General features: G+C 36.8%; 23 protein-coding genes. 21 read left to right on the forward strand and 2 right to left on the reverse strand.

Annotation, left to right across the window (positions count from 1 at the left end):
• Positions 1-11: 11 nt before the first annotated feature.
• Positions 12-2,279, forward strand: coding sequence for a bifunctional diguanylate cyclase/phosphodiesterase (locus P3F81_RS01160; protein WP_147667135.1), 2,268 nt, complete (start codon positions 12-14; stop codon positions 2,277-2,279).
• 74 nt (positions 2,280-2,353) lie between these two features.
• On the opposite strand, the gene P3F81_RS01165 is transcribed toward P3F81_RS01160, so the two are convergent.
• Positions 2,354-3,226, reverse strand: a complete 873-nt coding sequence (locus P3F81_RS01165; protein ID WP_309320545.1) for an NAD(P)-dependent oxidoreductase — start codon at positions 3,224-3,226, stop codon at positions 2,354-2,356.
• 414 nt (positions 3,227-3,640) lie between these two features.
• Between P3F81_RS01165 and P3F81_RS01170 the strand changes: the two genes are divergently transcribed.
• From P3F81_RS01170 to P3F81_RS01250, 17 genes are all read left to right on the forward strand, one after another.
• Complete coding sequence (locus P3F81_RS01170) at positions 3,641-4,675, forward strand: MraY family glycosyltransferase (RefSeq protein WP_147667498.1); 1,035 nt, start codon at positions 3,641-3,643, stop codon at positions 4,673-4,675.
• 53 nt (positions 4,676-4,728) lie between these two features.
• Positions 4,729-5,877, forward strand: a complete 1,149-nt coding sequence (wecB, locus tag P3F81_RS01175; protein WP_147667131.1) for a non-hydrolyzing UDP-N-acetylglucosamine 2-epimerase — start codon at positions 4,729-4,731, stop codon at positions 5,875-5,877.
• 70 nt (positions 5,878-5,947) lie between these two features.
• The gene (locus P3F81_RS01180) at positions 5,948-6,166 is read left to right on the forward strand and encodes an AtpZ/AtpI family protein (protein ID WP_147667129.1); all 219 of its coding nucleotides are present in this window, start codon (positions 5,948-5,950) and stop codon (positions 6,164-6,166) included.
• Between the two features lie 325 nt (positions 6,167-6,491).
• Positions 6,492-6,881, forward strand: coding sequence for a hypothetical protein (locus P3F81_RS01185; RefSeq protein ID WP_147667127.1), 390 nt, complete (start codon positions 6,492-6,494; stop codon positions 6,879-6,881).
• A gap of 96 nt (positions 6,882-6,977) precedes the next feature.
• The gene (gene atpB / locus P3F81_RS01190; RefSeq protein ID WP_147667496.1) at positions 6,978-7,652 is read left to right on the forward strand and encodes a F0F1 ATP synthase subunit A; all 675 of its coding nucleotides are present in this window, start codon (positions 6,978-6,980) and stop codon (positions 7,650-7,652) included.
• A gap of 50 nt (positions 7,653-7,702) precedes the next feature.
• Positions 7,703-7,954, forward strand: a complete 252-nt coding sequence (atpE, locus tag P3F81_RS01195; protein ID WP_147667125.1) for a F0F1 ATP synthase subunit C — start codon at positions 7,703-7,705, stop codon at positions 7,952-7,954.
• Positions 7,955-8,027: 73 nt separating this feature from the next.
• On the forward strand, positions 8,028-8,531 hold the full coding sequence (atpF, locus tag P3F81_RS01200; RefSeq protein ID WP_147667123.1) for a F0F1 ATP synthase subunit B: 504 nt from the start codon (positions 8,028-8,030) through the stop codon (positions 8,529-8,531).
• Positions 8,525-9,091: a F0F1 ATP synthase subunit delta gene (locus P3F81_RS01205; protein ID WP_147667121.1), complete on the forward strand. Its 567-nt coding sequence runs from the start codon at positions 8,525-8,527 to the stop codon at positions 9,089-9,091. Before atpF ends, P3F81_RS01205 begins: the two co-directional genes overlap by 7 nt.
• A gap of 2 nt (positions 9,092-9,093) precedes the next feature.
• On the forward strand, positions 9,094-10,614 hold the full coding sequence (gene atpA, locus P3F81_RS01210) for a F0F1 ATP synthase subunit alpha (protein ID WP_147667118.1): 1,521 nt from the start codon (positions 9,094-9,096) through the stop codon (positions 10,612-10,614).
• 20 nt (positions 10,615-10,634) lie between these two features.
• Positions 10,635-11,486, forward strand: coding sequence for an ATP synthase F1 subunit gamma (atpG, locus tag P3F81_RS01215; RefSeq protein ID WP_147667116.1), 852 nt, complete (start codon positions 10,635-10,637; stop codon positions 11,484-11,486).
• Positions 11,487-11,500: 14 nt separating this feature from the next.
• Positions 11,501-12,910: a F0F1 ATP synthase subunit beta gene (gene atpD / locus P3F81_RS01220; protein WP_147667113.1), complete on the forward strand. Its 1,410-nt coding sequence runs from the start codon at positions 11,501-11,503 to the stop codon at positions 12,908-12,910.
• Positions 12,911-12,913: 3 nt separating this feature from the next.
• The gene (locus P3F81_RS01225; RefSeq protein WP_147667111.1) at positions 12,914-13,324 is read left to right on the forward strand and encodes a F0F1 ATP synthase subunit epsilon; all 411 of its coding nucleotides are present in this window, start codon (positions 12,914-12,916) and stop codon (positions 13,322-13,324) included.
• 124 nt (positions 13,325-13,448) lie between these two features.
• Positions 13,449-14,207, forward strand: coding sequence for a YwmB family TATA-box binding protein (locus tag P3F81_RS01230; protein ID WP_147667109.1), 759 nt, complete (start codon positions 13,449-13,451; stop codon positions 14,205-14,207).
• A gap of 39 nt (positions 14,208-14,246) precedes the next feature.
• Positions 14,247-15,506 (forward strand): UDP-N-acetylglucosamine 1-carboxyvinyltransferase, encoded by a 1,260-nt coding sequence (gene murA, locus P3F81_RS01235; protein WP_147667106.1) that lies wholly within the window; start codon positions 14,247-14,249, stop codon positions 15,504-15,506.
• 69 nt (positions 15,507-15,575) lie between these two features.
• Positions 15,576-16,223 (forward strand): L-fuculose-phosphate aldolase, encoded by a 648-nt coding sequence (locus P3F81_RS01240; RefSeq protein WP_147667104.1) that lies wholly within the window; start codon positions 15,576-15,578, stop codon positions 16,221-16,223.
• Between the two features lie 120 nt (positions 16,224-16,343).
• The gene (spoIID, locus tag P3F81_RS01245) at positions 16,344-17,327 is read left to right on the forward strand and encodes a stage II sporulation protein D (RefSeq protein ID WP_147667102.1); all 984 of its coding nucleotides are present in this window, start codon (positions 16,344-16,346) and stop codon (positions 17,325-17,327) included.
• 95 nt (positions 17,328-17,422) lie between these two features.
• Complete coding sequence (locus P3F81_RS01250; RefSeq protein ID WP_147667100.1) at positions 17,423-17,812, forward strand: hypothetical protein; 390 nt, start codon at positions 17,423-17,425, stop codon at positions 17,810-17,812.
• Between the two features lie 56 nt (positions 17,813-17,868).
• On the opposite strand, the gene P3F81_RS01255 is transcribed toward P3F81_RS01250, so the two are convergent.
• Positions 17,869-18,315 (reverse strand): RrF2 family transcriptional regulator, encoded by a 447-nt coding sequence (locus P3F81_RS01255; protein ID WP_147667098.1) that lies wholly within the window; start codon positions 18,313-18,315, stop codon positions 17,869-17,871.
• Positions 18,316-18,555: 240 nt separating this feature from the next.
• Here P3F81_RS01255 and cysK point away from each other — a divergent pair, with 240 nt between their 5' ends.
• The 3 genes from cysK to P3F81_RS01270 all read left to right on the forward strand — a co-directional run bounded on the left by cysK (position 18,556) and on the right by P3F81_RS01270 (position 20,472).
• Complete coding sequence (gene cysK, locus P3F81_RS01260) at positions 18,556-19,485, forward strand: cysteine synthase A (protein ID WP_147667096.1); 930 nt, start codon at positions 18,556-18,558, stop codon at positions 19,483-19,485.
• A gap of 136 nt (positions 19,486-19,621) precedes the next feature.
• Positions 19,622-20,071 carry a hypothetical protein gene (locus P3F81_RS01265; RefSeq protein ID WP_147667094.1) on the forward strand — a complete coding sequence of 150 codons (450 nt, stop codon included), beginning with the start codon at positions 19,622-19,624 and terminating at the stop codon, positions 20,069-20,071.
• A gap of 104 nt (positions 20,072-20,175) precedes the next feature.
• Positions 20,176-20,472 (forward strand): Dabb family protein, encoded by a 297-nt coding sequence (locus P3F81_RS01270; protein ID WP_309320548.1) that lies wholly within the window; start codon positions 20,176-20,178, stop codon positions 20,470-20,472.
• Positions 20,473-20,557: the final 85 nt, after the last annotated feature.

Here is a 20,557-nt window from a genome sequence, read left to right on the forward strand (position 1 = left end):
AAGGGGATTCTATGAATTGGAAAAATAGTTTGAAATACAAAAAAATTATTGTCTTTCTATTTATAGCGATGTTCCTTCCATTATTTTTACTACTATCCTTTCGTGAAAAAGTTGCGACAATGCTTAATTATGAAGTGGAAATGGGTCTTGTCGAATTAACAAAACAAAACTCTATTTTATTAGAAGGTAAAATAAAGGCAACCTTCTCTTTTCTACATACGATGTCTAATCTGATTACAAAAAGCGCTATAGGTGGAGAAGACATAGTAGAGAAAGATAACTTAATTAATTTTTTAAAAGAGGAATTTCAGAATAATAACTTTACTCGTTTTGGTATTTTAGATACACAAGGGAGAGCCATTTATGGCTTTGATGTAGATTTTCGCAATATGAAATATTTAGAGGAATCCTTACAGGGGGAAAGTAAAGTGACATATGTTCCATGTACACCTTTTCTTGATCTTCACAGTATGGTTTTTTCAGTCCCAATTTATTCGAAGGATAATAAAATTATTGGTGTATTATATGCAATTTATGGGATAGAAGATTTGAAAAAGTTTTTTTCATTTAGTTTTTTTGATGGAAAAGGAGATTGTTTTATTTTAAATCAATCCGGAAACTTATTGATTCCAGTAAAAGACAATGAAAAAAATGATCGTTTGCGTGACTACTTTCACCATTGGCAGGAAAAAACTGAAGTTGAAGATGATAATTTGCATAAATTCATTTTGATGTTAAGAGATGAACAACAAGCGGTAGGAAAAATTCAATTGAAAGGCTTGGGTGAACAATATATTGCCTGTGTCCCTTTAGGAAATATTAATGGAATTTATACCGTTTCTAGTGTTCCGGCAGATTTTATAACAAAAAGGATAGCCAATATTCTTTTTCTAGTAACGATGGTTTTGCTAATTTCTTTGCTCATCTTATTTTGTATATTGATTTATATTGAATTTATAGAAAATAAAAATCGTAAGAATGTTTATCGATTAGCATATATCGATCAGCTTACGAATTTAGGGAATTTTGAAAAGATGAAATTGGATAAAGAAATAACGAAAAAAAATAATAAAGGAAAATATATTTTAGCAGTGGTTGATATTGATAAATTTAAATTGATTAATGAAATGATGAGTTATCAATATGGTTCCGAGCTTTTAACTTTTGTTGCATCAAAAATTGATACTGCTTTAATAGAAAATGAATATGTTTATCGGCTGGGCAACGATTTATTCGGGCTATTGTTAATTTCAAAAGAAAAGGAAGAAAATTTGACTAGACTGACTCAGCTGTTTGATGAAATAAGTGGATATTATAATCATAAACATGCATTAACCTTTTCTTGTGGAATATATCAAATCGGGAAACACGATTTTGATTTGGCAAAATGCATTGATAATGCAAATATTGCGCGTCTGTCGGGAAAAAATTATAGTAATAACTCCTTTATATATTTCGATGATAAAATGTTAATCAAGATGCGGGAGATGAAAGAATTTGAGGATGGCCTGCAACAGGCTATTGAAGAAAAACAATTTGAAATTTATTTACAGCCTAAATATAAAGTTCGCCCCCAAAAATATTTAGGCGGGGCGGAAGCGTTAGTCCGGTGGATTCATCCAACAAAAGGAATGATCTCTCCTGCGAAATTTATTCCTGTATTTGAACAAAATGGGACTATTCAATATTTGGATATGTACGTTTTTGAAGCAGTTTGCCGGCAAATGAGAATTTGGCTTAATCAAGGAATTACACTTGTGCCGATATCAGTGAATATATCTAGACTTACCTTATTAGGGCAAAGCAATTTTATTGAACGGATTGAAGCAATTGCACAAAAATATAATATTGCGCATAGCTTACTTGAACTAGAAATATTAGAGAGTGTATCTTTTAATAATAGCGAAGGTTTGACTGTATTTTTGAAAAAAATCAAAAATCGGGGATTTAAAATTTCTATTGATGATTTTGGAAGTGGATATTCCTCATTGGGTTTATTAAAAAATATGCCAATTGATACATTAAAAATAGATCGTAGCTTTTTTTCAGATTGGCAGCGAGAGCTTTATACAGTTGAAGAAACGAAGGAAAAGAGTATTGTGCGCTCAATAATTGAAATGGCGCAAGGCCTTAATTTGAATACTGTGGCGGAAGGGATTGAAGAAGAATATCAAGTTGAGTTTTTAACAAATGTAGGTTGTGATTTGATTCAAGGATATTATTTTAGCAAGCCATTACCTGTTGAAGCATTTGAAAAACTTTTAAAAAATAAAGAATAATGATCAGAAGTAAAATGTACCCTATAGAATTGACAGGAAAAGGTGTCAACTATAGGGTACATTTCTTTGCTATTTTATTCTTTTTCTAAAACTTTAATTAGAGCTTGTGTACCGTAATTTTCTCCACCCTTGTGTGCAAGTTCTTCATATAAAGTTTTTGCAAGTGTAAGCCCTGGTAAATGAAGATTCATTTCCGCAGCAGAATCTAATGCGATTTTCATATCCTTAATAAAATGCTTGACGAAAAATCCTGGGTTGTAGTCTCCTTTAATAATGCGCGGGGCAAGATTACTTAATGACCAACTGCCTGCTGCGCCAGTTGAAATGCTATCTAGCACTGAGTTTGGGTCAAGACCAACTTTTTTTGCATAAACAATCGCTTCGCATACACCCATCATATTGGAAGCGATGACAATTTGATTGCACATCTTCGTATATTGTCCTGCGCCTGCACTGCCTTGCAGTTTGATATTTGTTCCTAAAAGCTGTAAGATTGGCAAAGCTTTTTCAAATACTTCCCTCTCGCCGCCGACCATAATGGCAAGCTGTCCGTTTTTTGCACCAATGTCGCCGCCAGAAACAGGCGCATCTAGTGCAAATAAATTTTTGTTCTTAGCTGCATTGGCAATTTTTTTTGCAAGAGTAGGGCTGGAAGTTGTCATATCAATACAGTAAGTACCAGGACGGGCATGATCTAAAATACCATCATGAAAATATACTTCTTCGACATCTTTTGGATAGCCAACCATAGTGATGATGAAATTACACTTCTCTGCAATTGCTTTTGATGAATCCGCCCAAACGGCGCCTTTCTCTAAAAGTTCAGCTGCTTTTGTTTTTGTACGTGTATAAACATGTACTTTGTAATTATCGTTGAGTAAATGAGTTGCCATGCTTTTTCCCATAACTCCGATACCGATAAATCCAATTGTTAGATTTTCTTTCATGATAAGATCTCCTCTTTTTCCTTACAACTTAGGATATATAAAGTAAAACTAAATTAAAGGATTAATTCACTTTCAGGTGAAATTTATTTTAGTTAGAATTATACAATAACTTAGAAAAAATGACTAGAAGAGTATGATAAATTTAAAGGATACATGTGGATTTATAAATAGGTTAAAAAGAGATTTATAAAAGAGTAGCAAAGAGTAATCAATTATTTTAGTCATTGTATCAATTTTTTGCTTTTTAGAGAGTTAACAAAAGTTTAAATATTTTCTTTAATAGAAATAAAAGGATTTGACTATTGCTGGGAAGTGTGAGAAAATGTCTTAGTTTACTCTATTTTATTTAATTGACAGTCTAGAATTAGTGATGTACAATGGGGTTGTTGTATAGAAAAGGGGTGCGAAAATATGATGCCGGATTATGTTTTGGCGTTTATTATTGCGATAGTAGTAGCCTATATTTTGACGCCTAGAGTAATTTCTTTAGCGAATAAAACAGGAGCAATGGATGCGCCTGATGAGAGAAAAGTTCATAGTAAACCTATTCCTCGTATAGGTGGGCTTGCGATATATTTTGCTTTTATGGTAGCAGCTTTATTTACGGTGGATTTGACGAAAGAAGTCGTAGGGCTGTTAACTGGTGCTACAGTAATTCTAATTGTAGGGATTATTGACGATTTTAAGTCTTTGCCAGCAAAAGTTAAACTGATGGGGCAGATTATTGCAGCGATTGTATTAGTGTTATTTGATGTTCGAATTGATTGCATTACGAATCCATTTGGTGATATGTTTTTCTTGAGTGAATATTTAGCAATTCCAATTACGATATTTTGGATTGTTGGCTTGACGAATACTGTGAATTTAATTGATGGGTTGGATGGATTAGCAGCTGGTGTATCAACGATTGCTGCGATAACAATATTATTGGTTGCGTTGCAGCAGGGATTCTTACTTGTTGCGGTGCTTACAGCTGCCCTTGCAGGGGCTGCAATGGGATTCTTACAATATAACTTTAATCCAGCTAAGATTTTCATGGGTGATACAGGAAGTATGTTTTTGGGTTATATGTTAGCAGGAATTTCTGTATTAGGAGCGGTAAAAAGTGCAGCAACGATAGCTTTAATCGTGCCGATTTTGGCACTTGGACTTCCGATTCTTGATACGACTTTTGCGATTGTTCGCAGATATTTAAATGGAACACCGATATTTAAGCCGGACAGAGGACATTTACATCATAGACTCTTGGATATGGGCTTTACGCAAAAACAAGCAGTATTGTTGATGTATGTAATTAGCGGTGGGCTTGGGTTAAGTGCGATTGCACTTACGGAAGTGAGCCGAGGTTTTGGCCTTTTAATTATTTTAGCTGTTACCTGCGCTGTTGTTTTTGGCGCGAAAAAGATTGGCATTTTAAAAACGAAGAAATCTATTGAAACGAATCAATAATATTAGGCAGGTGTAGACCTGCCTATTCTTTACAAACTGGAAGGAGTAATGAAATGCTAAAAGTAATGACTGTATTTGGTACGCGTCCGGAAGCAATAAAAATGGCGCCGGTTGTATTGGAATTGACAAAATATCCTGATTTAATTCAGCCGATTGTAGCGGTTACGGCGCAACATCGTGAAATGCTTGATCAGGTGCTTCATTTATTTGATATAAAACCTGATTATGATTTGGATATTATGGCGCAGGGGCAAACTCTCTTTGATATCACTTGTAAAGCTATGCAAGGGTTAAATCGTGTACTCAGTGAGTCAAAACCGGATATTGTATTGGTACATGGCGATACAACGACGACATTTGCAGGAGCCTTGGCAGCGTTTTATCATCAAACTGAAATTGGGCATGTGGAAGCAGGCCTTAGAACGCATAATAAATATTCACCATATCCAGAGGAAATGAATCGCAAGCTTACGGGTTCACTTACAGATATGCATTTTGCTCCTACAGCTACGGCGAGCAATAATTTACGTCAAGAAAATATTAAAGAAGAAGCGATTTTTGTTACAGGTAATACGGTAATTGATGCGCTTCTTGCAACGGTTAACGAAAAATTTGAGTTTTCGAATGAAGTTTTGCGGAAAATCGACTATAAAAATCGTAAAGTTGTTTTAGTTACAACGCATCGCAGGGAAAATCTTGGTGAACCAATGCGTCATGTTTATCAAGCATTGCGTGATTTGGTCAACGAGTTTGAAGACATTGAAATCGTTTTCCCTGTACATAAAAATCCTAAAGTCCGTGAAGTAGTAGAAAGTGAATTAGGCGGACTCGCGCGGGTAAATTTAATTGATCCTCTTGATTATGAACCCTTTGCGAATCTTTTGGCGCGCTCTTATTTAGTACTTACAGATTCAGGTGGAATTCAAGAAGAAGCACCAGCATTAGGTAAGCCTGTATTGGTCCTTCGTGATACAACGGAACGTCCTGAAGCGATTGACGCAGGTACGGTGAAACTCATCGGTACCGATAAAATGAAAATATATAATGAGGCAAAATTATTGCTGTCAAATAAAAAGGAATATGAAAGAATGGCGAATGCTTGTAACCCATATGGTGATGGACAAGCTGCAAGAAGAATCGTTGAGGCTATTTTGTGGAAACATGGCTTACGATCTGAAAAACCTGGGTCGTTTGAGTTTTAAATTTTAGAGTTACTGCTTTTGTAGTAACTCTTTTTTATCTATCTTCGGATAAAAGGAAGGAGGAGATCATATGAAAAAACGTGAAGAATCTACTCTGGCAGCAGCGGGATTTGCATTAGGGATAGGGATTAGCTTTGCAGTGATTATTGGGGTGGGAATTTTTATTGGCAGGTGGATAGATGAGGTATTTTTGTCATCTCCTTGGGGAACAATAATAGGAATTGTTTTAGGTTTTATTACTGGCATGTGGTCAGTGTATAAACGGCTAGTCGGGAAAAGTAAGATTTAAAAATTTTTAGGATGTCGGAAAAAGTGGGCGAATATTTTTTTATTGTAAGAATAGTAAGTTTTTTCAGAAAAAATAAGTTTAATTTATAAAATCATATAGCACAACTATAATCAATCGTGTATAATACAAACATGACAAAAATTCTTGTTTAAAATGTAAAAGAAGAGAGCTTTTTAGCAGAAAAATTTGGTTATTTTATATTTTTGTAAAGGATTTGCTGAGTCTTTGTCGAAGATAAATGGTTGTTATTGTAGATGGTCGCTATATTAATTAAATTTATGTTTTGATTTAATTAGATTATGAGATAGAATTTTGTGGGGGAGATATGGAAAAAGTCTGGTGGGTGCATATTAGCCGAATTATTAAGCAATATTTTATCAGCTTGATTATCGCTTGGGGTATACTTTATGCATATGGAAAACCAAGTTTGACATTTGGTGTTTTTGTTGGCGAATTGATTGGGGCAGTATGTATTTTCATTATGGGAAATCGTATGTTAAAAAGTATTGATTTTTCGCCGGATGCTGCAGTTTTCACGATGAAGATAGGCTGGATGATTCGCTTATTTTTAATTTTGGGATGCTTAGCTGCGGTGATTCAGATTTCCGTATCATTGTTTTGGGCTGTGGTTACAGGATTTTTTTTAGCCGAGGTTATTATGCTGGCAAATGCCGTGTATTGGATCTTGAAAAAAAATTCTGATAAACAAAAATAAATTTATAGACTACATAGCATGGGAGTGATTTGTATGCACGAAATTGGTGCTCGTGTCGTAGAATTTTGCGGATTGAAATTCAATGTGTATAATTCTATGCATGAAATCGGTACTCATAACGTGGTTAATTTTGCAGGGTTTACTTTTAATATGGATACTTTGCAGATGACATGGCTGACTATGGCAATTGTGATCTTGATTGCTTTTCTCGCCACGCGTAGTCTCAGCTTAGTTCCTCGCGGCTGGCAAAATCTGATAGAGATGCTTGTCGTCGCCTTATTGGAACAAGTTGATTCCATCATGGGACCTAAAGGAAGAAAGTTAGCACCACTGATTATTACATTATTTTTATTTATTTTGATTTCAAACTGGCTGGGGCTCGTGCCGGGGTTCACATCACCAACGAATGATGCCAATACCACATTTGGTCTGGCATTGATGGTGGTCATTCTGCTTCATATTCTTGGTGTTTGTTTTAAAGGCGTTGGTTATTTAAAACATTTCTTTGAACCATTTGTGCCGTTTGTTATTATCAATGTTATTGAAGAAATCGCAAAGCCGATTACGCTCGCTTTTCGTCTATTTGGTAATATTCTTGCCGGTGAAATTCTCATTATTATCCTTGGACTTTTGCTTCCGATTTGGATGCCGATTCCAAGTATTGTATGGCTGGCTTTTAGCTTATTTGTCGGCGTTGTTCAGGCATTTATTTTTACGATGTTGTCAATGGCATATTTGTCAAATGGGATAAAAGATAACCATCATGACTAATAAAATCACAAAATGAAAAAATATTTTTAATTCTTAAGGGGGATTTATTCATGGAAAATTCAATTATGGTAATCGGAGCTTTTTTAGCAGCAGGTATTGCTATTGGTCTTGCAGCAGTAGGTGCGAGTATTGGTAATGGTTTAGTTACTTCTAAATTTATTGAAGGTATCTCCAGACAACCAGAAGCAAAAGGAACTTTGCTTGTAAACATGCTTATTTCCGTTGGTTTGATCGAAGCAGTGCCAATCATTGCTACGGTTATTGCAATTGTTCTGTTATATGCTAATCCATTATTAAAATAATGGGAGAGTTTTGTGGATAAGGCGGCTGGTTTTCAGTCGCCTGCTTACCGTCATATAAGGAGGTGCCTAAAAATTGATTGATATTAATATGACTTTGGTTGCCCAGATTTTGAACTTCTTGATCTTGGTAGCTATTTTATATAAAGTGGCTTATAAGCCCTTATTAAAGGTTCTGAATGAACGTGAAGCTAAGATTGCCGGACATATCAACGAGGCAGAAGCACAGCAAAATGCTGCTGAAGAATTAAAGGCAGAATATCAAAAACAATTGGCAAATGCGAGAATTCAGGCACAAGAAATCGTGGATAAAGCGATGAAAGCTGCCGCTGAAGAAAGAGATGCAAGCATTGCTGAAACAAAAGCTGAGACTGCTCGCATGTTAAAAGTTGCCCGTGAAGAAATTGCGCGTGAACAAGCAAAAGCCATTGCTGAGGTACGCGGTCAAGTTGTTGCTTTATCTATGGCAGCGGCTACAAAAGTTATCGGTAACAATATTGATGAAACTGTAGATGCTAAATTAGTAGAAGAGTTCATTGATAAAATTGATGCTGAGAAAATAGGTGGTTTACCATGCTAACCAATCAGTTAGCGATTCGATATGCCAGAGCGATTTATGAGATTGCAAAAGAAACAGCTGCATTAAAAGAGTTTGGCGTGCAAATCAATTTAATTAAAGAAACGATTGCAAGCCAAGAGGATTTAGCTGATTTTATGTATCATCCTCATATTAAGCCGGAGGCAAAAAAAGAAGTGCTGGAAAAGATATTTAAAGGGCAATTGGCTGATGAAGTCTACAAATTTTTAATGCTTCTTGTTGATAAACGCCGTGAAGGATTATTAAAGCAAATTGCTGCTGAATATGAAGTTTTAGCGAATATTGAGCAGAATGTTTTAGAAGCGGAAGTTGTCGTGGCTAGACCGTTATCGAAGGAACAAGAAGCAAAATTAATAAAAAAATTAAGCGATACTACTAGAAAAAGTGTAGTAATTCAAACAAGGATAGATGCGAGTATTTTAGGCGGCGTAATTGTGAAAATTGGTGACAAACTCATTGATGGCAGCGTACTTCGCCAAATGCAAGTGTTGAAGCGTAATTTATTGACAAATGAAGCTGCTAAGATTGGGGTGACAGAGTAGTTATGAAAATGAATCCAGAAGAAATAACTGCGATCATTAAGGAACAGATAAAAAATTATCAAGTTGACCTTAATGTTGATGATATTGGTACTGTTATCGAAGTCGGCGATGGTATAGCTCGTATTCATGGCTTAGAAAAAGCGATGGCAGGGGAACTACTTGAGTTTGATAATGGTGTTTTTGGTTTAGTACAAAATCTTGAGCAAGATAACGTCGGCGGTGTTATTCTTGGTGGTGAAACTTTAGTAAAAGAAGGCGATACAGTTCGTAGAACTGGTCGTATCATGCAAGTACCTGTTGGGGATGCGATGATTGGTCGTGTAGTGAATGCACTTGGTCAACCGATTGACGGTAAAGGGCCAATTGCAACGACAGAAACTCGTCCAGTAGAGTATCCAGCACCTGGGATTGCTGATCGTCAATCTGTAAATGAACCTTTACAAACTGGGATTAAAGCGATTGATGCGTTAGTACCAATTGGTCGTGGTCAACGTGAACTTATTATCGGTGACCGTGGTACAGGTAAAACTGCGATTGCAGTAGACACAATTTTGAATCAAAAAGGGCAAAACGTAATCTGTGTATACGTAGCAATTGGACAAAAAGCATCCACTGTTGCGCGCGTAGTAAAAACATTAGAAGATCATGGTGCAATGAGTTATACAATCGTCGTTGCAGCTACGGCTTCTGACAGTGCACCTCTGCAATATTTAGCACCGTATGCAGGGGTAAGTATTGCCGAATATTTCATGTATAAAGGGCAACATGCGTTATGTGTATATGATGATTTGTCTAAACATGCAATGGCATATCGTGCAATGAGCTTGCTTCTTCGCCGTCCACCAGGACGTGAAGCGTATCCAGGGGATGTATTCTTCTTACATTCTCGCCTGCTTGAACGTGCGGCTAAATTATCAAAGGATTTAGGCGGTGGTTCAATCACAGCTTTACCTATTATTGAAACTTTGGCGGGTGACCTTTCCGGGTATATTCCAACAAACGTTATTTCGATTACAGATGGTCAGATCATGCTGGAAAGTGAAGCTTTCTATTCCGGTATTCGTCCGGCGATTAATGTTGGTTTGTCCGTATCCCGTGTAGGTGGTTCGGCGCAAATCAAGGCGATGAAACAAGTTGCAGGACGTATGCGTCTTGATCTTGCACAATATCGTGAATTGGCAGCGTTTGCGCAGTTCGGTTCTGACTTAGATAAAGATACAAAAGCACAACTTGACCGTGGTGCGAGAATGGTTGAAACATTAAAACAACCACAATATTCGCCACTTGTTGTAGAAGATCAAGTTGTTGTGATTTACTTAGCGGTTAACGGATATTTAGCGGATGTTCCAGTAAACCAAGTCGTTAAATTCCAAAATGATTACTTGAAATTCATGCATTCCAATTATGCAGAAGTAATCAAAGCGATTCGTGAACAAAAGAAACTAGAAAAAGATACGGAAGAAGCACTGAAAAAAGCGATCAAGGATTTCAAAGAGACATTCTCATATGAACAAGAAGCGTAAGTGCAGCGAGGTGATGTGAAATGGCTAGTACACAAGACATCCGTCGGCGTATCAAAAGCGTAAAAAATATTCAGCAAATCACGAAAGCCATGAAAATGGTTGCGGCAGCACGTCTTCGCAGAGCACAGGAAAGTGCGTTAGCGAATAAGCCTTATGCAGAAAAAATGCAGGCAGTATTAAGAGACGTTGCAGGAAGTGCCGGAGATATTAATCATCCGCTTCTTGAAGTTCGTCCAGTTAACAAAAAAGCCTATGTAGTGTTAGCGGCTGATAAAGGGTTAGCTGGTGCATACTCCAGTAATGTATTTAAAGAAGTGATTACGCATTTTTCTAATAAAAGTGATGCGGATTTAATAACTGTGGGAAGAAAAGCGAGGGATTATTTTTTCCATCGTGGCTATAACATAGTTACTGAATACGCAGGCTTTAGTGAAAGACCGACGTATGAACATGCGAAACATGTTGCAATGAAAATTATGGAGTTATTTACTTCTGGTGAATACGATGAAATCCATATGGTATATACGAAGTTTATTTCGCCGATTAATGTCGTTCCAACTACGGTAAAATTATTGCCGATTAGCGATATTGAAGGTGAAGAAAAACAAAGTGGCGGAGAATACATTTATGAACCTAATGCAGGCGAAGTACTTGGACTATTGCTGCCACAGTATTTAGAGACAATGGTTTATGGCGCACTTTTACAGTCAGCGGCGAGTGAGTTAGGCTCTAGAATGACAGCGATGAGTGCAGCAACGGATAATGCTGATGAATTAATTAGCAAACTTGTCTTAAATTATAACAAAGTACGTCAGGCTGGCATTACACGCGAGATCAATGAAATCGTAAGTGGTGCGGAAGCCTTGAAGTAAGGAGGGGTACCGCTTTGGTTAAAGGTAAAGTAGTACAGGTTGTAGGTCCTGTAGTAGATATTGAATTCCCCGTAGATGAGTTACCGGCAATTTATAATGCTGTAACAATCAAAGGCAAATCGGGAGAAATAGACATAGATTTAACGGTTGAAGTAATGCAACATTTGGGTGATAATACGACGCGTTGTATTGCAATGAGTTCCACTGATGGTTTAACGCGTGGAATGGAAGCTGTAGATACTGGTGCGCCAATCAGTGTTCCAGTTGGTGATGGTGTACTGGGACGTATCTTTAATGTATTGGGTGAAACGGTAGATAAAAATCCAGCACCTGTAAAAGCTGATGACAAATGGCCAATTCACCGTCCAGCGCCAACTTTTGATGAGCAGGAAACTGCAACAGAGATTCTTGAAACAGGAATTAAAGTCGTTGACCTTATCGCTCCATATTCCCGTGGTGGTAAAATTGGGTTATTTGGTGGTGCCGGTGTAGGTAAAACCGTATTAATCATGGAATTGATCAATAATATTGCAACACAACATGGTGGGTATTCTGTATTTGCTGGTGTTGGTGAACGTACACGTGAAGGTAATGACCTTTGGTCAGAAATGACAGAATCAGGGGTTATCAATAAAACTGCTTTAGTATATGGTCAGATGAATGAACCACCTGGAGCTCGTATGCGTGTAGCGTTAACGGGTCTTACCATGGCGGAATATTTCCGTGATAAACAAAGCCAAGACGTACTTTTATTCGTTGATAACATCTTCCGCTTTATTCAAGCGGGTTCAGAAGTATCTGCCTTACTTGGTCGTATGCCTTCTGCCGTTGGTTACCAACCAACACTTACAACAGATGTGGGTGCACTACAAGAACGTATTACTTCAACGAAAAAAGGTTCTATTACTTCCGTTCAAGCGGTATATGTACCTGCCGATGACTTGACTGACCCAGCTCCAGCGGCAACTTTCGCCCATTTGGATGCGACAACAGTTCTTTCTCGTCAAATTGCGGAACTTGGTATTTATCCAGCCGTTGACCCACTTGATTCTACTTCTCGTATTGTTGATCCGCATATCATTGGGGAAGAACATTATGAAGTAGCACGTGGTGTACAAGAAATCTTGCAAAAATATAAAGAATTACAAGATATTATTGCAATCTTAGGTATGGAAGAGTTATCTGATGAAGATAAACTCGTTGTAGCTAGAGCGCGTAAAGTCCAAAGATTCTTGAGTCAACCGTTCTTTGTAGCGGAAGCGTTTACTGGTACTCCTGGTAAATATGTTCCATTAAAAGAAACGATTCGTGGATTTAAAGAAATCTTAGAAGGTAAACATGATGAGATTCCAGAAGCTGCTTTCTATATGGTCGGCAGCATTGATGAAGTGTTAGAACAGGCCCGTAAAATGAAGGGGGAATAACAATTGGCTAATAAAATTAAGCTTGAAGTTGTTTCTCCAACTGAGGTCGTTTATACTGCTGATGCCAATATGGTTATCGTTCGCAGTAGCGGCGGAGAACTTGGTATTATGCCAGGACATGCGCCGCTCATTGCTGGACTTATTCCAGCTCCGGTTCGTGTAAAGAATGAAGAAGGTGAAATGCTGCTTGCTGTAAGTGGTGGTTTTATCGAAGTTCAGCCTACGAAAATTACGATTTTGGCTACTTGCGCGGAACTTGGAGATAAAATTGATGTAGAACGTGCCGAGAAAGCACGTCAAAGAGCATTAGAAAGATTAAATAACAAACAAAGTACAATTGATCTTGATCGTGCAGGCTTTGCGCTTAAACGTGCGACTGCTAGATTAAAAGCTGCGGGTAGAATTATACAGTAGTTTTAGTGAAATGAAATAGGAGAAAAAGGCGTTGCTAGATGCAGCGTCTTTTTCTTTTTTCTGTCGTATAGCAATAGAATAAAATGGTAAAAATATACTTAAGAAGTTTTAAGGAGGCTATACGATGAAAAAGTATTTAAAGGTTATTATTTTATTTATTACTATTTTGCTAATACATAATATATGGATGTCGAAAGTAGAGAGTGTTCCAGTGATGACGGAGGAGCCGCTTTACCGCGCGATACAGGCAACAGGTGCGGAAGTTGAATCATTAACCATACATAGCTATGCAGTAGTCACGATGAAAGAAAATGAAGTTGAAAACCTAGACAATGCCATAAATTACTTAGCAGAGCATTTTGAATTAAAGAAAGAAGAAATAGTAAAGGAAATTATTCAAAATAGTAAAGAGCGTAGTATAAAAATATGTGGTAATGTGGATGGTCAAAACATAAGTATTACATTAAAGAAATTATTTGCAGAAAATATCGCTGATAAAATACATTTAAGTATCAAAATAGAGGAAGATCATCCGGAAAGTTATAACTTAACTTATAGAAAAGAAAAATTACTTGAAATTTTTCGAAAATTTTTTGTTGAGCCACACATTACCACTTGCTTGGAAGGGTATCTTGATGGTAAACTAAGGAAGGGTGCGGCTGATTGTTGTATACGGGATGCACTAGATTCTATTGGTGCAGATATGAATAGCCGCGTAGATGGCGGAAACTATATTAGTGTGACTGGATATACATCTCTGATTGATGATAAAATTATAGCAGGTAATATACCAGTGAATATAAATATGGCTATACGATATCATACTTTGGATAATCGAACTTATATAACGATTGGTTCGCCGCTAATTTTAGTTGAGTATTAATGTTGAATACGGGCGCATATGTGTTTGGGAGGATATAAATTGGAAAAGTTAGTTATACATGGTGGCAATAGATTAGAAGGTACTGTAAAAATCAGTGGTGCGAAAAATGCTGTATTACCGATTATTGCAGCATCGCTATTAGGGCAAAGTCCTAGTTTGTTAGAAGAAGTACCTGACTTAGAAGATGTAAGAACGATTTCTAAAGTTCTTTGCCAGCTAGGTGTGAATGTAGTAAATAAAGGCAATGATGTGCTCTATATAGATAGTAGTAAAATAACGAGTTGTGAAGCACCCTATGAATTGGTGCGAAAAATGCGCGCGTCTTTTTTGATTATGGGACCACTTCTTGCTAGATGTGGGCATGCAAAAATTTCTTTACCTGGTGGTTGTGCAATTGGAACTCGTCCAATTGATTTGCATCTAAAAGGGTTTGAAGCTCTTGGTGCAGAGATTGAAATAGGACATGGTTATATTGAAGCAAAAGCGCCAAATGGGTTAATGGGAGCAAAAATATATCTTGATTTTCCGAGTGTTGGTGCAACCGAAAATATTATTATGGCTGCTTCTATGGCGAAAGGTCAAACGATCATTGAAAATCCAGCGCATGAACCAGAAATTATTGACTTGGCGAATTACCTTAACATGATGGGGGCTAATATTCGTGGCGCGGGAACAAATGTAATCAAAATTGAAGGTGTGGAGCGCTTAGAGGGTAAAAACTACACGATTATTCCTGACCGTATTGAAGCTGGGACTTATATGGTTGCAGCGGCAATGACAAAAGGCGATGTATATATTGAAAATGCAATTAGTGAACATTTAAAACCGGTGATTGCCAAATTAAAGGAAGCAAATGTAGAAATTATTGAAGATATTAATGGAATTCGTGTGCGTGGCAATGGACAGATAAAAGCAGTGGACATTAAAACGCTGCCATATCCAGGTTTTCCGACCGATATGCAGGCGCAATTTATGGCAATGAGTACAATTGCCGAAGGTACGAGTGTTGTAAGTGAAACGGTATTTGAAAATCGCTTTATGCATGTGGATGAGTTAAAGCGCATGGGGGCAAATATTAAAATTGAAGGACGTAGTGCAGTTGTTGAAGGCGTAGCCAAATTGACTGGCTGTGAAGTAAAGGCAACAGATTTGCGTGCTGGTGCAGCTATGGTATTAGCTGGACTTGTTGCTGAAGGAGAAACTAGAGTTGGTTGTATTCATCATATTGATCGTGGTTATGATGGTTTGGTAAATAAATTATGTGGTTTAGGTGCAGATATTGCGCGTGTAGATGAATAAAAATAAGAAAGCACCATAACTGATTTTGGTTATGGTGCTTTCTTTGTTATATGTGAAAGGGGCTTTTCTATGATTTTGCGTAAAGAACGTGAGCTTGTTGTAGAATATGGACAAAAGATGGTTACTTCGGGATTAACTACAGGCACAGGGGGAAATCTAAGTATTTTTAATGAAACAGAACAATTATTTGCGATTAGCCCGAGCGGACTTGATTATTTTAAAACGGAACCCGAGGATGTTGTTATTCTTGATTTAGATGGAAATGTTGTAGATGGAAAAAGAAAACCATCAAGCGAATACGACATGCATCGTATTTTTTATGAACGTCGTCCTCAAACAGGTGCTGTTGTACATACGCACTCAAAATATTCTGCGATTCTGGCGTGTTTAAATTGGAGCATTGAACCTGTACATTATTTGATTGGGTTTGCAGGAAAAAATGTTCGTTGTACAGATTATGAACCGTTTGGCAGTAAAAAACTTGCGATAAGTGCCTTTGAAGGAATGAAAGACCGCTATGCGGTTTTGCTGGGGAATCATGGTCTATTAACGATTGGAAATGATATAGATTATGCATTTAATACTGCCGAAGAGATTGAATTTTGTGCTGAAATTTATTATAAAACGAAGTTAGCTGGCAATCCGGTTACTTTATCAAGCGAGCAGATGGATGTTGTTTTAGAAAAATTTAAGACCTACGGACAGAAAAAACGTTAAGAAAAAGCAGTATAAAAATTTTTATACTGCTTTTTCTTAACGTTTTTTCTGTCATATTTATACTCTTTGCTGCATAGAATTTCTAAGGGTAGATGCGATTGTGGCGAAGGGGGCGTTTTTATGCGGCGATTATTGGCATATATGATTGGAATTTTGTCTTTTGCCGTTATCGTTGTACCTGTTTTGATTACAGGGGTAAATTTAGGTAAAGAAAGTGGTGGAAATATGACGAATTTATCAAGCTTAGAAAGCGTGATGATTAACGTATATCTCCATGATAAAAATAAAATTGTTAGTATGACGCTTGAAGAATATGTACAAGGTGTGGTTGGAGCAGAAATGCCGGCGGAATTTTCTAAAGCGGCGTTAGAAGCGCAATCGGTAGCGGCGCGAACTTACGCGGTAAAACACATGCATAAGTTCGGCGGTAGTGGCGTTAGTGATCATCCTGATGCAGATGTGAGCACCGATCATACAGTAAATCAGGCTTGGGTAAGCGATGACGTACTAAAGGAACGATGGGGAAAAAAGTATGATGAATATAAGCAAAAAATTAAATTGGCTGTTTTAAAAACCCAGGGAATGATTTTAACGTATAAAGATGAGCCGATTAATGCGTTATTTCACTCGACGAGTGGCGATAGAACTGCTAGTGCAAAAGAAGTTTGGGGCAATGATTATCCTTATCTACAGAGCGTTGAATGTAAATGGGATACTGCTTCCCCTCGCTATAAAGACAATAAGACGATTAGCGTAGCGAACTTAGCAGAATCATTTGGGCAAGATGCTGTGACGGTTAGTGCCGGTAACGGAGATTTAATAAAAATATTAAGCTTAACGGATTCAGGTCGCGTTGCTCAGATAAAAATAGGGAACAAAAACTTTACAGGGAGTGAGGTTCGTAATACCTTAGGATTACGTTCCGAAAACTTTACGATAGAAAGTAAGGGAGATGAAATCATCTTTCATACGATTGGTTATGGGCATGGTGTAGGGTTATGTCAATATGGCGCTAACGGCATGGCAAAAGAAGGTTGGGCATATCAGGATATATTGAAATATTATTATAAAGGGGTCGAATTAAAAAATATTTATGGCTCTTAATGGAGTAAATTAGCCGCAAGATAAATGTAAGATTTTGCAAGGCAAAGGTTTAATAAATGCATAAAAAGGGAAGGATGATTATTGAGGTGATTTAAATGCTCAATGATCGGAATCCAGTCGTTTTTATTCGAAAAGTCGTTGCTACAGTCCGAGGAATTCGGGCACTCGAAGTTAAATTTATTTATATAGGAATTATAGCGTTATTAGGTGTAATCGTATTATCGTTATTATTACAAGTGAGCTTGCTTTCTCATCAGTTTGTTATTGCTGAAAAGCCGGCTGGCATAGTAAACTTTTCTGATGAGAAAGTGAGGTTAGAGGATAATTTTCCTGAGATGAAGCAGATGAAAACCAAGGACGATGTTACGCATGAAGTGACCAAAGCTAAGGAGGAAACAGCAGCAACTGTTGCTGTTAGTGATAACGTAGTAGAAGAGTGGTACTTTGATGAAGTTTATCAAGAGTGGCGTTATCGTAAAATTTAAGCAAATAACGAAAATACGGGTGGACAAATGATCATTTCGTTTGTCCACCCGTATTTTTAAATAAAGTACATCAATGCTTCTTCGGATTTATTCTTTTCCATTTCAATGACGAGGTCTACTAGAGTAATATTACTTAATAGGTTTTGTACGGAGTTGTCCAATAAAGTGAAAATAGAATTTTGTAATGCTTTATCAATTTCCGGACAATGATTTGAAGTGGCAGCTTCTGTTTTCTCAAATAAAGATAATTCAATTGCTGATAAAACCTCTAATGCATTGATTTTTACTGGTGCTTTTGCCAATTGATATCCGCCTTGGGCACCTTTGATTGATATGACTAAATTAGCTCGTTTTAAAAGCGAAAAAACTTGTTCAAGATAAATTTTTGAAATGCCTAATTTTTCTGCGATGCTGATAATTGTAATTGGAACTCCAGTTTCATATTGCGAGGCAATATGTGTCATTGCGGCTAATCCGTACCGTCCTTTAGCCGAAACTCTCATGTTATCACCCATTCCATACTAAAAATATATGTTTTTTTTAATCATAGACTTATCTAACAAAAATGTCAATCTGCCTTTGTTGCTTCCAATAGTGTATCCTTATTTTTCGAAAACATAAATATAATTTCCATGAAGAAAATTATATTGACTTTTAAAAAATAAAGGAATATAATAAAACATATTAATCATATATGTTTTATATTGGAATAAATTTTAAAATTTGTTTTAGGAGGTTTTATTATGGCAAAAATTTATCAAAGTATAACGGAACTTATTGGCAAGACTCCTTTGTTGGCATTAAATAATTATAAAAAACATTTTGATTTAGAAGCAAATATTTTAGCAAAGTTGGAGTACTTCAATCCAGCTGGTAGTGTAAAAGATAGAATTGGTTTAGCGATGATTGATGATGCAGAGCTTCGTGGAATTTTAAAACCGGGTGCGGTGATTATTGAACCGACAAGCGGTAATACAGGAATCGGGCTTGCAAGCGTAGCTGCAGCACGCGGTTATCGAGCGATTCTTACAATGCCTGAAACAATGAGTGTAGAAAGAAGAAATTTATTAAAAGCTTATGGTGCGGAAGTTGTTTTAACCGATGGTTCCAAAGGAATGAAAGGTGCAATTGAAAAGGCTGAGGAACTTTCTAGAGAAATTCCAAATTCCTTTATTCCATCGCAGTTTACTAATCCCGCGAATCCAGGGGTGCATAAAAAGACAACAGGTCCAGAAATATGGGAAGATACTGATGGGAAAGTAGATATTTTTGTTGCTGGCGTTGGCACTGGTGGTACAGTGAGTGGTATTGGCGAATATTTAAAATCAAAAAATCCTAAAGTGCAAATTGTTGCTGTAGAGCCAGCATCATCACCAGTCTTGACAAAAGGTGAAGCTGGTCCGCATAAAATTCAAGGGATTGGTGCGGGGTTTGTTCCAGAGACATTAAATACGAAGGTTTATGATGAAGTAATTGCCATTCAAAATGAAGATTCTTTTACTTATAGTAAAGCTGTAGCCCGTACAGAAGGTTTTCTTGTTGGAATCTCAGCTGGTGCGGCACTTGCAGCAGCAGTAGAGTTAGCTAAGCGTCCAGAAAATCACGGTAAAAATATCGTTGTGTTATTGCCTGATACGGGAGACCGTTATCTATCTACTGAGTTATTTGCTTAATAAAAATGCTGCTATAGCAAATGTAATTTTGCTATAGCAGCATTTTTTCTTGAATTTACCTTTTTTTAGAGTATAATAAATTTAAATAAATATCAACTTTAGGGGGGATTGGGATGCAATACGGAATAATTTCTTGGTGATGAATCAAAACCAAGAGAAAACTAGTCTGGTTAAACCAGTGCAACAATCAAATACAAATCAGCATATAGCGCAACCTGCCAATTCCGCTGGTTCAGCAGCAGTTTATAATCACCGTAGGGCAGATGACTATGATATGACTAAATTAAATGCTTTAGAAAATAAAATTACTAATCGACAAAAAGAAATTAATTATCAGGTTAACTATACAAGAGCTCCAGAAATACGATTGCAGGGACAAGCGTTAGAGTTAAAAGAGCAGGAAGTTTATCAAATGCAAGATCGTTTGCTGCTAAAAGAAAAAATGCAAGAAGATTTATTAAAAAAAGCGAATCCGGTGTCGGATTCTTCATCAAATCATGAGGAAAGCTTGCGAATTGCCAATCAAGAACTGGAGACTGATGAAAAGGATGAGAAAGCACAAGATAATGTTGCTGACGAATTTTAAATTGTTGAATTAGATAATAGAAAATGGCTGAATCATGTATTGCTTAGTGTTGTATTTGGCAGTAGAATTATAGTGATACATATAAGGTGCAAGGAGAGATGCGTGTGGTTAAACATATTATTTTATGGAAATTGAAAGAAGAAGCTAAGGGCGCAAATTTACAAAAAAACGTAGATTTGTTACAAGGTAAATTTAAGGCATTATTAGGTGTTGTCGATGGATTAACTGCAATTGAAGTAGGAATTAATTATAATGGTGGTCCAGCAGATATTGCTTTGTATTGCGAATTTGAAAGTAAGGAAGCAGAAGTGGGGTATCAGTCTCATCCAGATCATATTGCAATAAAAGCAATTGTAAAAGATTTGGTTTGTGAACGTAATTGCATTGATTATGAAATCTAGAAGTTTTCAATTTAAATATTTTAAAAAATTTTCAATTGGGTTTGCATTTATTCGATAGGTGATGCTCTTTTTTGCATCACTTATT

Source organism: Selenobaculum gibii (genome assembly GCF_030273445.1).
Lineage (GTDB): Bacteria > Bacillota > Negativicutes > ICN-92133 > ICN-92133 > Selenobaculum > Selenobaculum gibii.

Excerpts from the sequence above, each read along its gene's own strand:
- P3F81_RS01185 (WP_147667127.1), top strand. The coding sequence starts at position 6,492 with ATGGAAAAAGTCTGGTGGGTGCATATTAGCCGAATTATTAAGCAATAT.
- P3F81_RS01170 (WP_147667498.1), top strand. The coding sequence starts at position 3,641 with ATGCCGGATTATGTTTTGGCGTTTATTATTGCGATAGTAGTAGCCTAT.
- wecB (WP_147667131.1), top strand. The coding sequence starts at position 4,729 with ATGCTAAAAGTAATGACTGTATTTGGTACGCGTCCGGAAGCAATAAAA.
- cysK (WP_147667096.1), top strand. The coding sequence starts at position 18,556 with ATGGCAAAAATTTATCAAAGTATAACGGAACTTATTGGCAAGACTCCT.
- P3F81_RS01250 (WP_147667100.1), top strand. The coding sequence starts at position 17,423 with ATGCTCAATGATCGGAATCCAGTCGTTTTTATTCGAAAAGTCGTTGCT.
- P3F81_RS01160 (WP_147667135.1), top strand. The coding sequence starts at position 12 with ATGAATTGGAAAAATAGTTTGAAATACAAAAAAATTATTGTCTTTCTA.
- P3F81_RS01255 (WP_147667098.1), bottom strand. The coding sequence starts at position 18,315 with ATGAGAGTTTCGGCTAAAGGACGGTACGGATTAGCCGCAATGACACAT.
- P3F81_RS01240 (WP_147667104.1), top strand. The coding sequence starts at position 15,576 with ATGATTTTGCGTAAAGAACGTGAGCTTGTTGTAGAATATGGACAAAAG.
- P3F81_RS01165 (WP_309320545.1), bottom strand. The coding sequence starts at position 3,226 with ATGAAAGAAAATCTAACAATTGGATTTATCGGTATCGGAGTTATGGGA.
- P3F81_RS01230 (WP_147667109.1), top strand. The coding sequence starts at position 13,449 with ATGAAAAAGTATTTAAAGGTTATTATTTTATTTATTACTATTTTGCTA.
- atpG (WP_147667116.1), top strand. The coding sequence starts at position 10,635 with ATGGCTAGTACACAAGACATCCGTCGGCGTATCAAAAGCGTAAAAAAT.
- atpE (WP_147667125.1), top strand. The coding sequence starts at position 7,703 with ATGGAAAATTCAATTATGGTAATCGGAGCTTTTTTAGCAGCAGGTATT.
- atpB (WP_147667496.1), top strand. The coding sequence starts at position 6,978 with ATGCATGAAATCGGTACTCATAACGTGGTTAATTTTGCAGGGTTTACT.
- atpA (WP_147667118.1), top strand. The coding sequence starts at position 9,094 with ATGAAAATGAATCCAGAAGAAATAACTGCGATCATTAAGGAACAGATA.
- P3F81_RS01180 (WP_147667129.1), top strand. The coding sequence starts at position 5,948 with ATGAAAAAACGTGAAGAATCTACTCTGGCAGCAGCGGGATTTGCATTA.
- spoIID (WP_147667102.1), top strand. The coding sequence starts at position 16,344 with ATGCGGCGATTATTGGCATATATGATTGGAATTTTGTCTTTTGCCGTT.
- P3F81_RS01205 (WP_147667121.1), top strand. The coding sequence starts at position 8,525 with ATGCTAACCAATCAGTTAGCGATTCGATATGCCAGAGCGATTTATGAG.